The sequence below is a fragment of the Leptospira wolbachii serovar Codice str. CDC genome (assembly GCF_000332515.2).
GTDB lineage: Bacteria > Spirochaetota > Leptospiria > Leptospirales > Leptospiraceae > Leptospira_A > Leptospira_A wolbachii.
The window spans coordinates 1,949,018-1,962,580 of record NZ_AOGZ02000014.1 but is presented as its reverse complement, the minus strand read 5'-3'; the positions used below and the strand labels follow the sequence as shown (position 1 = coordinate 1,962,580).

Genomic DNA, 13,563 nt, shown 5'->3' with positions numbered 1-13,563 from the left:
TTTCGCTCCAATCTTTCCAATCCATTTGTAGCAAACCTACCCTCCAACACGGAAAGGATTTCCGCTGCAATCAGTGGCGCGGGAACACAATGATTCAAAATTCTGAATCAAAATCTTTTTTTACAAAGAAAGTTTCGGTATCACAACTTCTTGTGCAAATTTATGGGTTTCATCATAACAAAAAGTATGGAAGCGAACTATCTCTTCTCCTTTGCTCATAAATGATAATTTTAACACTTGAGGTTTTTCGGTAACTTCAATAGTCGTAGTCCCACTTCCGTCATTTAAATTGAAGGATGCCTTTGTTTTTGATAACACTTTCCAATCCCCCTTTAATTCCGGAACATCGTAATCACTTTGCGAAGTTACAGTAAAATCAGGATACATTTTGATACCAAAATTTACAGGAGACGATTCACAAAAATATGGAAAAGGTTTTACCTCTTCTATTGTAAGACTTCCCCAACTGGTAATCGTAATTCCACCTATGTTTTCTTCAATGCTCTCAAAAGTAATTGGTTCATTTGATTTTTTTAAACCAACAATGATAGACTCTTTTCTTTTTTGTTCCTCTTCTTGCAAACGTAACGTTTCGGCTTTCTCCGCTTCCGTTGGACCTTCTACTTCTTTTTTACAATGGATTGTCATAAACATCACTGCAATGCTTACCATCATTATCATTTTAAAATTTCTAAATATTGATTCCTTCATACGATGCCTTTATATTTTTTTTAATTTCTTTCCATTCAAAGTTTATCTTTTAATTATTCACCAATTGCTTCATTGTAGCGTCTCGATTGGAAAACCAATCGATTGAGATATTGGCAAATACTTCCCATACTTTCTAATTCCAAATCTACTTTTGGTTTGTCGGCTCTTAAGTCTTTTGCAGAAAAAGTGATCAGTAGCAAATCACCTTTGGATTCCGAAAAACACAATTCCTCTTCGCGTGTTGGTTCTGATCCACCTTCCCCTTGGCATCCAGAATAAATTCCAGACATATAAAACTCACCCTTCGGTTGCCTCCATTGGAAATCACTGAAACACGTTCCATCTTCGGCACTTCCATGACTTGTCACAAAAGATCCACTTGACTCTTTATCACGTTTGATATTGGGATGGGAGCGAACAATTTCGTAAATCATCCAATAACGATCCGTTGTATACAATCGATATTGCATTTCTCCGATCGTTTCATCATACCCACCTTCACCAAATTTTGCAGCGATAAGAACCAGTGCTTTTTCATAAGGATTTGTTTTCAGAATTTCTTTATAGTCCTTTGGGATTGTTGCTAAAAACTCTTTAAATCCTTGTCCAGAAGTTAACAAAAGATCTGTTGTGGCTAGTGGACTCAATATCAGTTCCCCAGCAGCCAATTTGATACGAAACCCAATTGATTTACCTGATTCTTCAGCAGTGATGGAAATCACTTCTAAAGTTTCATCGGAACCTAGGTTTCCACTGGCATCCATTTGTGTGATTTCCAAATAGACTCCATCATGTTCTTTAAACACCAACTTGCCATTGGCTACAACTGCAGAAGGATCTATATTTGTTTGGAATTTTTTAACAATCTCCATTGCCGATTGGCTTGATTCAGAATATGAGAAGTATTGAAAAGGTAGTCCCTTTGCCGAATATGCACCATTTTTTGCTATGAGTTGGAATAATTTTTCCGTCACTAAGTATTGATTTTTATACTTATTAAATTGAGAAACCAATCCTTTGTAGGAATCTGCTCGAACTGGATATTCGACAAAAAGTTGGTTTAATATTTTTTCCTGCTGTTCTTTTAGTTTATCAAATAAATCTGTCGATGATCCAGAAGGTAAAGTGATCCCATTGGTTTTTTCTTTAAGGCCTGAGAAACGTTTCGCAATTAATTGCATTCTCGTATCTTTTGGATTAGGATTTGCTTTGAGTGCTGGCAAAAGAATGATTTCACTTACTACTTTCAAACGATCATCTACTTTTGGAAATTCGATTCCCAATGCTGTATTGAAAAGGCTATCATTCACATTCGTTAGATCGATTGATTTGATTTTTTCAGGGTTACGTAACCATTCTCGTATTGAGTTTAATGTAACGTATTCTGTTTTGGCAACTATGGTACCAACTGTTATATCTGGAAAAACAGCATGTCCTTCACTGACACTCGATTTGATTGAATTTGTATGTAATCGAAACTTACTTTGGAAATATGCCTTCCCGTCATTACAATCTGCTTTTAATCGTTCAGGACATAACACTTCAAAGTAAGATAAGGTAGAATCTTTTTCTGTTACTTCGATGACTGCGGTTACTTCCACAATGTCTTTCGCATTTACTTTTCCGATCATTTTTCCAGGAAACTTTGTATCCTGAAGAATTTCTAATTCTGATTTTGAATTGTAGAAATAGAATTGCATGGGTGGGTCTAATGGTTGCACTTTCTTTTTAGCACAATTAGTAAGTGCAATGCCTAAAACCAGAATGGTTAAAGAAAATCGTACTATGGAATTATTGGTAATCATAGGTTTCCTATTATGAATGAAGTGTCTGGAATCTTAAAAGGAAATAAATTGATAAGTCAATTCAAAAACAAATTTTGAACCATTTGTCCAATCTACCAATTGGTATATGTATGATTGAGGATTAACTTTGATATTTTGATGTGAGTTATCTTTTTTTGTTTGGAAACATAGTTTAGAATGATTCGAATAAGAATGATATTTTTACTGTGATTTTAAATGAAGGGAGGTTAAATTAAATTTAATCTTTTATATTTGAATTTTTTGAAACTCTAACAACTCGCTCACTTCATCCGGCAATGATACAATCTTCTTTGTTACATGACTCACAGTAATATAAGTAAGCATCCCCGAACAAATTTTTTTCCCTTCACATAAAATTTGAAACGACCAATAGATCTTAGAAGATTTATAACTCGGACTTAAAAAAACATTTAACAGATCATCAAACTTTGCACCATTACGATAATCAATCAACGATTGTACTACATGAAAATCAAGTTGGAAACGTTCTATAAATTCAGAATACGAAATGCCCTTGGCACGAAAATATTCTGTAATGGCTACATCTAAATAGTTTAGATAATTTGCGTTAAAAACGATCCCTTGAGAATCCACTTCCGAATACCGAACTCGGAACGAATGCTGGAAATCTTCCTTTGCTTTCATTGAAAGTCAGTTACTCCGAATTTTCCCGACAGTTTTGCCTTTCCGAATCAGCACAATGGAAAAGAAGAAGAAGGACGATGGTTGTTATACTGATTTGTTTCATATCGTTTTAAACAAGAAAATTTACGCCTAACTAATGAATGTCGGATTTTCTTTTATGATACAACAATGCTTTTTGCAAACAAGAAATCACTTTGGTTTTAGCGAGTTTCTGGTTTGCTGCAAAGTACAAAGCCCTTTTCCCATCACATTTTAATTCAGGAAATTCAATCGCAATTTCCTGTGCAATGGTGGTTTTACAATTAAAGAATAGTGCAAATTCCGTATCACTCACCTTACCAATCCGAATGGTGGAACCAGATTTTGTTATCGGTGTTAGAAAACTGGGTTGGCCCCATTTGATACATTCTTCAATCTCTCCGATGCGAGCATCAGCAACGGACAGGTCATAAACCCAATCACGAATTTCCATAACCTTATCCAGCATTACGGGCGTTAAATTGAAATAATAAGAGGAGAGCAAATCCGAAGGGATGGGATATTTTTGTTTGGTTTTTGAATTTGTTTTCACCGGATCAGCCTTGAATTGATCTTCATTAGGTGGCCTTCCATTCCTAAATTCAAACCCTTAAACATGATTCTATGTTTTGGAGATTCAAATCCGATGAGAAATCCTAATATTGAAATATAGGGCCAATTTTTGGATCCACATTTTTGAATCGAACTTTATCACCAATTTTTACTGATCCAAAGTCTATTACACCATCCACAACAGTTGTAAGTTTTACATTTTCTTCTGTTTGAACAATCGCCAGAACGTAAGGAGCACGGTTGGACAGAGCACCAAAACCAACATGCACAACTGTAAAAGAATGGATGATCCCGTTCTGTTTTAAATCTACCATTTCTACGGATTCACTTCCGCAGGAAGGACAACCTTCTGTTACCTCTGCCACTTTAAAGTCACATTGTTTGCAGTGTGTGCCAGGTAGAGTTTCTGTTACGTTCATAGAACATTACTCATTTTTTTGTGAAATAAATGCAATACGTTTAAATCTCTCGGGTAGGGTAAAATCGTCTCAGCTATACCGATGGGACTAAATCTCTGTTTGAGAATGGCGTAATAAACGAAACACGTTTAAATTCCTTGTGCGGAATCTAAACGTGTTATTTCAAATTTTTAAGGTTTTACTTCAATCTTTCAATGATAGTGGCAATACCCATACCACCACCGATACAAAGAGTGATGAGGCCGTAACGAAGGTCTCTTCTTTCCAACTCATCTAGAACGGTTCCAGTAAGAATGGCTCCCGTTGCTCCGAGTGGATGTCCAAGAGCAATCGCTCCCCCATTTACATTGATTTTGGATTCATCAATTCCGAGTGTTTTCTTTACATATAACACTACAGAGGCGAATGCTTCGTTGATTTCCCAAAGGTCAATGTCCTTTACACTAAGACCTGCTTGTTTCAAAGCTTTTTGCGAAGCAGAAACAGGACCAGTCAACATGATAGTTGGATCTTCACCAGTTGCCACTGTTGCAAGAACTCTTGCTCGTGGTTTTAAACCGTATTTTTTAAGTCCTTCATCATTAGTTACAAGAATCGCAGCAGCACCATCCACGATACCGGAAGAGTTACCAAGTGTGTGGATGTGGTTGATTTTTGTTACTTCTGGATAAGAACGTAATGCAATGGCATCCAATTCTTTTTCACCGATGGTTTTGAATACAGGGCCAAGTCCAGAAAGGAATGCATAATCCGATTCCAAACGTGGGTTCTCTTCTTCAGTCACAACAGTTCCATCATCCAAAGTAATTGGGATCACAGATTTTTTAAAGTAACCGTTTTGAACTGCAGCATGTGCTTTAAGTTGTGAAGATTCAGCAAAACGATCTGCTTCTTCACGTGAAATATCATACTTGGTTGCGATTAGGTCAGCAGAAATACCTTGTGGAACTAGGTTGTAATAAGATGCAATTTTATCGTTACCAACGTTAAAATCACGTCCCATCATATCATCACCCATTTTCACTCGGCTCATGGATTCTACTCCACCACCGATTCCGAGTTCCATAGCTCCTGATCCAACATGGTTTGCCACGTTGTTCAATGCTTGTAATCCAGAACCGCAAAATCGGTTCACAGTATAACCTGGAACTTCTTTTGGCCAATGAGCAGCCATAACCGCATAACGTGCGATACATGCAGCTTGGTCAGCAACTTGGGATACACAACCCATTACAACTTCTTCAACCGTTTTTGGATCGATTCCGGTACGTGATTGGATGGCTTTTAATGTGGCGGCAGCTAATTCTTGTGGGTGGACGGATGCAAGTGTCCCGCGTTTTTTGCCCTTTCCTCTCGGAGTTCGGACAGCATCAATAATATAGGAATTCCCCATGGGTTTACCTCTCTCTGGGTGTTTCTAGGAAAAACGTACAGAGTTCGCTCCACAAGAAAAGTAAAAAAATCATCATTTCGTCATAGTTTTCATGATTTTGTGACGGTAGTGGTTTATTTTCGCTCGGATTTGGCAGTTGTAGCTCGAAATTAGGGAATCCAAGCGATCTGCTTTGCTTTCATTTCGTTCTTCTGCGATTCGAATGTACCGAAAGTTGGGATCAATGGCTTCCGAAAACTCCCGTTTGTTCCAGTCCACATAGCGCCAAGCGCTGAAACTATGGTTCACTCCCACCTTTTCATCGATGGTTCCGAGGAGTTGAAATTTGGATTCACAAGGAGTTCGGAAGAAAATGTAACGATTGAAGAAGTACAGAATGGTTCGGTGCGGGTTCGCATCCAGAACCGAACGGAAATGTTCCCGCATCTCTTCCACCGTATAAAACAAGTCAGGCCCAGAATTGGTACTACGAAAAATCACCGGTGAAAATTCATTCGGAGTGTAGATCCTTGTGAGGACCCGAATGTATTCTGGGTCATCCAGGCGGTAGGGAATTTCGTTGAAGGCAAAGGGAAAAGGATCCCTTTCCGTTATATGAATTTCTATATAACGAGTGTGATCGTATTCCGGGTCATTAATATCAGTGGCGACAATTTTTTTGATATAACGAGAGAGGAACTGATCCTCATACAAATCTCGCACTGTAACAGCACCTTCTTCATAAAGAATGGCACTTCCAAAATCAATAAAACTCGCACCATCTAACAAACGTCCAATGGAACCATACTCATGGTGTAAAATTCGATTTCGAAAGATAGAACGAAGAATCAAATTGTGGTCGTACAATCGTTTACGACCTGATCTTTGTTCCACCACAGTGTTTTTGGTTTTTTTTACTTTGTAATAATGAATATGATTGGCGAGACCAAATCGTAACTTCTCAAAGGCATGATTTTCTAAAACACGTTTTTCATCTTCTTCGTTTTCGATGATGGTGGTCTCTGCCGAAAGTGCAAAAGGAAATCCAAATAGTACCAACCAAACAAAAATACAAACAAAATTTTTAGAGTACTTCGTTACATTAAAAATGTTTGCGAATTTTATATAAGAAATACTATTTATATGTTTTAAATACAAAGGAGTTAAATTCACAAATTGTATGAGATTAAATCAGTAAGCAGAATTAAAAAAAAGAAACCCGGCGGTTTCCTATAGGAAACATCTACCGGGGAATAGAGTAGAAATGGCAGAATAAAATTAATTCCTTTGGCCGAGAATTGGGCCACCTGTCTTTTCCATCATTCTTTCTTTCGTTAAAAATAAATCTTCACGGTTGTCAGCCGCCATCTCACCCGTTCCATCCAAATAGATAGCACCCTTAGGACAGGCTTCTTCACAAAGTCCACAAAAGATACAACGTAGTAAGTTGATTTCAAACTTCTTCGCATATTTGTCTTCTGGATGGAGGTGTTGGCGTTCCGAAGAAACTTCGGCCGCTTCGATATGAATGGCATTGGCAGGACAAATCCACATACAACAAAAACAAGCAGTACATCTTTCCCGACCTTGTTCATCTCGTTTCATCGAGTGCATTCCGCGAAACCTAGTGGAATACTGTCTTTTTTTATCCGGATATTCAATGGTAACCTGTTTGTTAAACAAAGCTACCTTGAGGAAATGTTTCAGTGTGATCCAAAGACCTTTGCCAATAGACCAAAAATAAAACTTCTCATACCAAGAGAACTGGTGTCTTTTAGCGACGTTGACTACATTAACTGTTCCCAACGGATGCCTCCATTCTTTCGGTCAGTTTTTGAAAGATCAATTCGACAACTCCTGCCGATGTTGACAATCCTTTGATAGCATTCATAGACTGTTCAAAGTTTTGTTTGAGACCGTTTTTGTTGGTAAAACTACCGCTTGCTTCTGCAAAAATTTGAATCGGTGCCGCCAAACTAGCGTTCTTTGCTGCCTCTGTCAAATTAGTATCAAAAACAATCACTTTGGACGGATCAATTCCTTCAGGGATAGATTCTTTCAAAACAATCACTAAATCAATAACTCCCGACTTAACGGCACTGATAATTCCAGAAATTCCCGATTGTGTGGTGATTCCTAATTCTATTGCTCCGCGTGTGTTCGGATGATTATCTTTTGTGAGTAAAAAATCTATCTGTTCAGTATCTTTGTTTTGTGCTTCAATCACACGTGATTCCCATTGGATGGACTTTCCACCAAGTTCCGACGAGATCTGTGCAAAACCTTTTTTTAATTTTTCCAATGTTTCATTGGATTCATGAGCTCCGCCAAGAACTGCAATGGACTTCGCAGATTTCATTCTATCGGCAATTTTTGAAATCACTTCTTTCGAAGTGGAAGGAATCCCGTGATCTAGATAACTATGCAGACGATTTTCATTCATCCAATCCAAATCAAATCTACCTTTATCACAAAGGAAAAACATTCCTTGGTCGTAATTCTCACGTACCATATAACGATACATTTTATTGTCTCGTACGTTCGTTGTTACATTACAACCCGTAGAACAACCGTGGCAAACTGATTTATGAGATTTGTACCACCAAACGCGTGACTTAAACAATGTTTTATTATTGAGAAGTGCTCCTACGGGACAGATATCCGCCAAAGCACCTTGGTAGTTGTGGTCGATTGGCTCTGATTTCGCAAGGCCAATGATGGAATGATTTCCCCTTTCAAAAAGACCAAGATTAGATTCTCCAACCTTTTCTTCTTCAAAACGAACACAACGATAACAAACAATACAACGATTATGATTGATGATGAGATTGGTTCCAATCTCTTCTTGAGGAATATTACGTTTATCAAATTCAAATCGAGAATGACCAGTTCCCGAACCAAATGCATTATCTTGCAAACGACATTCACTAGCTTTATCACAAACCGGACAATCTAACGGGTGATTAGCGAGAAGAAATTCCATAGTACCAGCACGAGCTTCTATCACTCGATCTGATTTGGTAATGATCCCCATTCCTTCTTTTACAGGAGTGTTACAAGCAGCTTGTAAACGAGGAACACCTTCAATTTCAATGAGACACATGCGGCACATACCGACAATACTTAGTGCTGGGTGGTAACAGAAGTAAGGGATTTCGACTCCGACTTCTTTTGTGGCGTCGATGAGGTTTTTCTTTTCGTCGACTTCGTATTCGACTCCGTCTATCTTTATCTTAACCAAAGAACTGGCCCCCTAGGTTTGATTAGACCTAGGTCTTACGTTTTTGTCAAACCTTCATTTTGAAATTATATTTACATCGGAAAGGTGGCGATAGGGCTGTAAATCCACTACGTTGTCGCTAAAGAATTCGGATTCTAAGAATAAGGAACTAGCCTGAATATTGGTGTGTTTGATAATTTTTGCTACGAGGTCATCCAATATCTGTAAGGCTTTCGTTTCATAAAAGAAGGCCTTATCGAGATTGATTCTCAAATTGGAGAACGTGGCGCGACCACCCAGAGTCAACATAAACCGATCATAAATCACTTCTGTGGATTTTTTCCCCGGACAACCCTTGATTTCCAAAAGCATTTGAGAAATGGAGAGTTCAGTGACATTGATCACTAATGGAAATTCCTTTTTATCAATGATGTTCTCTGGTTTTAGCTGCAATACTTGTGCGATTTTTTCCAAAAGAGCTTGGTTAGCAATGGGTTTAAGAAGATAAGCCGTGACATGACTAAGAGCAGCTCGTCGGACTTGTTCCTTATCACCTACCGCAGTTAACATGATGACCGGCGTCATCTTTAACATATCCTTTCCTTTTTCTAAAAAACTAATCCCATCCAAATATGGCATATTCACATCGCTAATCACCAAATCAAAACTATTGTTTCTGATTTTAGTAAGCCCAGACATTCCATCCACGACATGAGTGACGTCAAAGTTATATCTTTCCAAAGTATGTAATAATAGTTTAGCACTACTTTCATCATCTTCGAGGAGGAGGACTTTGTAAACTTTTGGTCGGCTCATCTTTATTAGGATTCCTTTATTGTTCTGGTATAGAATCTAAATTTGCATATTTCATAAACCATTTCGGTTGTAATGCTCTTTGGTAAAGGTAAGCATCCACGAGCACAAGATTTACCACAGCTTCCACAATGGGAACGGCCCTTGGTAACACACAAGGATCATGACGACCTTTAGCTTTGAGAATGGTTTCTTCGTTTTTATCGTTAATGGTTCTTTGTTCTTTTTTAATGGTGGAAGTTGGCTTAAAAGCAGCACGAATTACCAAATCCATTCCATTGGAAATCCCACCTTGGATCCCACCAGAATTGTTAGTTCTAGTTTTTACTTTTCCCGTTCCTTCTTCTATATAAAACTCATCATTGTGCATGCTGCCTGTTTGGCGAGTACCACTAAATCCTGAACCCACTTCAAATCCCTTACAAGCAGAAATAGAAAGGATCGCTTTTGCTAAATCTGCATCTAACTTGTCATATACGGGATCTCCGAGGCCTGGAGGTAGATTTCGAACTGCAATTTTTACAACCCCACCCACAGAATCTCCCTCATCCCGAAGTTTGCGAATGAGAGTTTCCATTTCATCATTGGCCGATTGTTTAGGACATCTTGTCGGAAACTTATCCACAACATCCCTTGAAATGGGATATTCCGATTCACTGATATGAGAATCGATGGGGCCAATGGCATCTACCCAACCAACTGTAGAAATACCTAACTCGCGTTCTAAGATGACTCGAGCAAGACCCGCTGCTGCCACTCTACCGATCGTCTCTCGAACCGAAGACCTACCACCGCCCACATGGGCACGATGTCCGTACTTTTCTGAATATGTATAATCTGCATGCGAAGGCCGAAACACGTGAGCCATTTCATCGTAGTCACTACCAATCGTGTTTTGGTTGTTCACCTTCATGAGAATAGGGCTACCTGTAGTTTTACCTTCAAACACTCCCGATTCCACAACCATCCGATCCTTTTCATCACGTGGAGTGGTGAGATCATTTTGGCCGGGTCTACGGCGTGTTAAATCTTTTTGGATTTCCTCTTCTGGGAAGGGAAGGCCGGCAGGAACCCCATCCACAACAACACCAACGGAAGTTCCGTGGGACTCACCAAACGTAGATACTCGAAAAATTTTTCCCCAACTTGAAGGCATATACGGACAATGAAAATGGAGATTGCATTCTCTCCAATAAAGTTTTTCATGATCTTGGGATGCACATTCTCTTTGAAGATCAGAAATATAAGGCTCTGGTCATAACTTTTGGATTTCACCTCTTGTTACTATTTGCCCTAATTGCCTATAGCCAGCAAAGGGACATAGATTCGCCATTTTTAAAATGGAAAGAAGGTGGGGCCGCATCGACCATACATTTACAATTTTCTTCTGGAATTGGAAAATTCCTTGAGTCTGACTCTAGAAATCCATCGCATGAGGAAGGTACCAAAACTTTAGAAGACGAAATCTCCGAATTCCAAAACCGATTGAGTTACCCAGCACTCGCTTTGGAACAGAAATTAGAAGATGTTTGCATTTATAAACTCACCATCAAAGAAGATGGTACTCTAGAAAAAATTGCAGTGGTCACCGCGTGTAGGTATGCGGTCTTTGATTTTCAGGTGCGTCGGCAGCTAGCCGATTGGCAGTTCCAATATTCCAAAGGTAAAGAATTTGTTCTACCCATTAGGTTCCGTTTAGATGTCCGAGACTAATCCCCCAATTGAAGAAAGTGCTTGGTACATCGTGTATACCAAACCCAGGGCCGAAAAAAAACTGAGTCAGTTACTCACGAAGTATACTTTAGAAAACTATGTTCCCATTCGCAAAGAAAGAAAAAAATGGACCGACAGGTTTAAGTGGATCCATACACCCATACTCCCTTCTTATATTTTTGTAAAAATTGTTTTCTGGAGAGATAAAAATAAAGTCCTCCAATTACCTGGTTCCCATCATTTTGTATTTCATAAGGGCCAACCAGCAACGGTGTCACAAGAGGAATTAGATCTGTTGGAAGAAGGCCTCCAGAAATATGCAGACTCACTAAAAGTAAGACCAGAATCGGTTTTGGAAAAAGGGAAACTGGTACGTATTGTCAGTGGAGCGTTTAGTGGCAAAACATTGGAAATTTTAAAAGTTAAAAATAAAACCTTAGTGGTCCTAAGGTTTCCAGGCATTGACACTGCGATTACTCATGAAATCAAAGTGGATGATTTAGCCTGGGAGGAATTACTCGTATGAAAGAAAAAGATACACTATCTATCGTAAAACAAGCGCTCGATGATGAAATATCATCTCTGGTTCATTTTCGCGACCAGCTCGATCCATCTGTTAAAGACTGTATCGATTTAATTTTAAATTCATCAGGGAAAGTCATTGTCACCGGTGTTGGTAAGTCTGGAGACATTGCCAAAAAAATTTCACATACGCTTTCTTCGACAGGAACTTCAGCTTATTTTTTACACCCTACCGATGCCTCACATGGTGACTCAGGGATTGTAGGACCTGATGATGTAGTCCTTGCTATCGGTAAAAGTGGAGAATCCGAAGAACTAAACTACATTTTGCCCACACTTAGAAAGATTGGAGCAAAAATTGTAGGAATCACTGCAAACGCTAAATCAAAGTTAGCGGCTCTTTCCGATATTGTCATCATCACTCCTGTATTAAAAGAAGCTTGTCCCTTGGATTTGGCACCCACATCAAGCACCACCATTGCCCTAGTTCTCGGAGATGCCATTGCCGTAGCACTGATGGAATTAAAAAACTTTCAAGCAAACGACTTTGCTTTGTACCATCCAGCAGGTCGACTCGGGAAACGTCTTTCTCTATACCTATCGGACGTTATGCGAAAAGGAGAAAGAAACGCGTCAATTTCCGTAAATGCTAATCTTGAAACCATTCTCAAAGAAATTACTGAAAAAGGAATTGGTGCCACGGGTGTTGTGGATTCAGAATCAAAACTCATTGGCCTAATCACTGACTACGATATCAGAAAGTATCTAACTAAAAAAACACTGTTACCAACTGTGACTGCAAAAGACATGATGAATGCAAATCCAAGCAGTTTTCGACCTGAAGAAAAAGCTTATGATGTTTTAATTAAAATGGAAGGTCGGGATCGTCCTATTTCCGTTGCTCCCGTTGTGGATGAAACGGGCCAATTTGTAGGAATGATATCCCTTCACGATTTATTACAAAAAGGACTATAAGAAATAATGCCAGAATCTTACAAAATCATAGCTTCCGTAGGTGAAGATGATCTTCGTCACTTACAAAAAAAAGACGTAAAGGAAGTCGACGTGATCGAAGTCCGATTGGATCTTTTTTCCAGAAACTACATCCAAAAAGAAATGAAAAAAAAGCTAAAAGCTTTAGGTCTTCCCGTGCTTTTTACTTATCGCAGAGCAGAAGATAGCAGTGTTCGCTCCTATGTAAAACTCTTCCATGAAGATGTAGAAGGAATTCTAAAAGATTTTAATGATAATGCAAATTATTTAGATATCGAATTGAATCGCGAAGATACCATCTTTCGCAATTATGATACGCTTAACTATCGGATTATTTATTCCTACCATTCGTTTAAAAAATCGATCCTTGCCAATGAAATGACGAATTACATAAATAAAGCAAAGCCTGTAAAAAAGAAAAATCCAATCTTCAAATTTGCCATCACACCAGAAGACATTGAAGAAACGGCAGATTTTTTGAATGATATTAAACTTTTATCCAAATCCAATACTATGATTGGAATCTGTATGGGGGAACTTGGAATTATCTCTCGAGTTTTCGGAGACAAATTTCACTCATCTTTCACCTACATGACATTGGGTGAAGCAAAAGCACCTGGTCAAATCTCAGTAGACACCTTTAAAAAACTAAGAGCCGATTTATTTAAAAGTCCTAACTCCGGAAAAGATTCTAAAGAAGATTAGAATGTAGTCTATCCTCGGGCGAGAGAATCTTAT

At 38.6% G+C, this 13,563-nt stretch carries 15 protein-coding genes; 4 read left to right on the top strand and 11 right to left on the bottom strand.

The window, feature by feature from the left end:
- Positions 1–120: 120 nt before the first annotated feature.
- The 11 genes from LEP1GSC195_RS14685 to aroC form a co-directional block, all read right to left on the bottom strand.
- Positions 121–675, bottom strand: coding sequence for a hypothetical protein (locus LEP1GSC195_RS14685; RefSeq protein WP_232227807.1), 555 nt, complete (start codon positions 673–675; stop codon positions 121–123).
- An 89-nt stretch (positions 676–764) separates the two neighbouring features.
- On the bottom strand, positions 765–2,516 hold the full coding sequence (locus LEP1GSC195_RS14680) for a hypothetical protein (protein WP_015681909.1): 1,752 nt from the start codon (positions 2,514–2,516) through the stop codon (positions 765–767).
- Between the two features lie 246 nt (positions 2,517–2,762).
- Positions 2,763–3,182, bottom strand: a complete 420-nt coding sequence (locus tag LEP1GSC195_RS14675) for an acyl-CoA thioesterase (protein WP_015682382.1) — start codon at positions 3,180–3,182, stop codon at positions 2,763–2,765.
- A 133-nt stretch (positions 3,183–3,315) separates the two neighbouring features.
- On the bottom strand, positions 3,316–3,654 hold the full coding sequence (locus LEP1GSC195_RS14670; RefSeq protein WP_232227806.1) for a hypothetical protein: 339 nt from the start codon (positions 3,652–3,654) through the stop codon (positions 3,316–3,318).
- A gap of 202 nt (positions 3,655–3,856) precedes the next feature.
- Positions 3,857–4,192 carry a Zn-ribbon domain-containing OB-fold protein gene (locus LEP1GSC195_RS14665; RefSeq protein WP_015681379.1) on the bottom strand — a complete coding sequence of 112 codons (336 nt, stop codon included), beginning with the start codon at positions 4,190–4,192 and terminating at the stop codon, positions 3,857–3,859.
- Between the two features lie 178 nt (positions 4,193–4,370).
- Positions 4,371–5,585: an acetyl-CoA C-acetyltransferase gene (locus LEP1GSC195_RS14660; RefSeq protein ID WP_015680863.1), complete on the bottom strand. Its 1,215-nt coding sequence runs from the start codon at positions 5,583–5,585 to the stop codon at positions 4,371–4,373.
- Between the two features lie 72 nt (positions 5,586–5,657).
- Complete coding sequence (locus LEP1GSC195_RS14655; RefSeq protein ID WP_015681608.1) at positions 5,658–6,737, bottom strand: hypothetical protein; 1,080 nt, start codon at positions 6,735–6,737, stop codon at positions 5,658–5,660.
- A gap of 105 nt (positions 6,738–6,842) precedes the next feature.
- Complete coding sequence (locus LEP1GSC195_RS14650; protein ID WP_040506793.1) at positions 6,843–7,370, bottom strand: NuoI/complex I 23 kDa subunit family protein; 528 nt, start codon at positions 7,368–7,370, stop codon at positions 6,843–6,845.
- Entirely contained in the window at positions 7,357–8,805 is a 1,449-nt protein-coding gene (locus LEP1GSC195_RS14645; RefSeq protein ID WP_040506791.1) for a 2Fe-2S iron-sulfur cluster-binding protein, read from the bottom strand. The genes LEP1GSC195_RS14650 and LEP1GSC195_RS14645 overlap by 14 nt, the downstream gene beginning before the upstream one ends.
- 54 nt (positions 8,806–8,859) lie before the next feature.
- A complete protein-coding gene (locus tag LEP1GSC195_RS14640; protein WP_015681025.1) occupies positions 8,860–9,600 on the bottom strand; it encodes a response regulator in 741 nt (246 codons plus the stop codon).
- Positions 9,601–9,616: 16 nt separating this feature from the next.
- The gene (aroC, locus tag LEP1GSC195_RS14635) at positions 9,617–10,753 is read right to left on the bottom strand and encodes a chorismate synthase (protein ID WP_015682599.1); all 1,137 of its coding nucleotides are present in this window, start codon (positions 10,751–10,753) and stop codon (positions 9,617–9,619) included.
- Between aroC and LEP1GSC195_RS14630 the strand changes: the two genes are divergently transcribed.
- From LEP1GSC195_RS14630 to LEP1GSC195_RS14615, 4 genes are read left to right on the top strand one after another with little or no spacing between them, the layout of a single operon-like run.
- Entirely contained in the window at positions 10,744–11,310 is a 567-nt protein-coding gene (locus LEP1GSC195_RS14630) for an LIC_10042 family TonB-like protein (RefSeq protein ID WP_015682005.1), read from the top strand. The genes aroC and LEP1GSC195_RS14630 overlap by 10 nt on opposite strands.
- The gene (locus LEP1GSC195_RS14625) at positions 11,297–11,836 is read left to right on the top strand and encodes a UpxY family transcription antiterminator (RefSeq protein WP_015681212.1); all 540 of its coding nucleotides are present in this window, start codon (positions 11,297–11,299) and stop codon (positions 11,834–11,836) included. The genes LEP1GSC195_RS14630 and LEP1GSC195_RS14625 overlap by 14 nt, the downstream gene beginning before the upstream one ends.
- On the top strand, positions 11,833–12,807 hold the full coding sequence (locus LEP1GSC195_RS14620) for a KpsF/GutQ family sugar-phosphate isomerase (protein ID WP_015680726.1): 975 nt from the start codon (positions 11,833–11,835) through the stop codon (positions 12,805–12,807). The genes LEP1GSC195_RS14625 and LEP1GSC195_RS14620 overlap by 4 nt, the downstream gene beginning before the upstream one ends.
- Before the next feature lie 6 nt (positions 12,808–12,813).
- A complete protein-coding gene (locus LEP1GSC195_RS14615; RefSeq protein ID WP_015682348.1) occupies positions 12,814–13,530 on the top strand; it encodes a type I 3-dehydroquinate dehydratase in 717 nt (238 codons plus the stop codon).
- Positions 13,531–13,563 lie beyond the last annotated feature (33 nt).

What these genes read in the sequence shown, in the direction of transcription:
- LEP1GSC195_RS14685 (WP_232227807.1), bottom strand. Translation starts at nt 675, where the DNA reads ATGATGGTAAGCATTGCAGTGATGTTTATGACAATCCATTGTAAAAAA.
- LEP1GSC195_RS14680 (WP_015681909.1), bottom strand. Translation starts at nt 2,516, where the DNA reads ATGATTACCAATAATTCCATAGTACGATTTTCTTTAACCATTCTGGTT.
- LEP1GSC195_RS14675 (WP_015682382.1), bottom strand. Translation starts at nt 3,182, where the DNA reads ATGAAAGCAAAGGAAGATTTCCAGCATTCGTTCCGAGTTCGGTATTCG.
- LEP1GSC195_RS14670 (WP_232227806.1), bottom strand. Translation starts at nt 3,654, where the DNA reads ATGGAAATTCGTGATTGGGTTTATGACCTGTCCGTTGCTGATGCTCGC.
- LEP1GSC195_RS14665 (WP_015681379.1), bottom strand. Translation starts at nt 4,192, where the DNA reads ATGAACGTAACAGAAACTCTACCTGGCACACACTGCAAACAATGTGAC.
- LEP1GSC195_RS14660 (WP_015680863.1), bottom strand. Translation starts at nt 5,585, where the DNA reads ATGGGGAATTCCTATATTATTGATGCTGTCCGAACTCCGAGAGGAAAG.
- LEP1GSC195_RS14640 (WP_015681025.1), bottom strand. Translation starts at nt 9,600, where the DNA reads ATGAGCCGACCAAAAGTTTACAAAGTCCTCCTCCTCGAAGATGATGAA.
- aroC (WP_015682599.1), bottom strand. Translation starts at nt 10,753, where the DNA reads ATGCCTTCAAGTTGGGGAAAAATTTTTCGAGTATCTACGTTTGGTGAG.
- LEP1GSC195_RS14625 (WP_015681212.1), top strand. Translation starts at nt 11,297, where the DNA reads ATGTCCGAGACTAATCCCCCAATTGAAGAAAGTGCTTGGTACATCGTG.
- LEP1GSC195_RS14620 (WP_015680726.1), top strand. Translation starts at nt 11,833, where the DNA reads ATGAAAGAAAAAGATACACTATCTATCGTAAAACAAGCGCTCGATGAT.
- LEP1GSC195_RS14615 (WP_015682348.1), top strand. Translation starts at nt 12,814, where the DNA reads ATGCCAGAATCTTACAAAATCATAGCTTCCGTAGGTGAAGATGATCTT.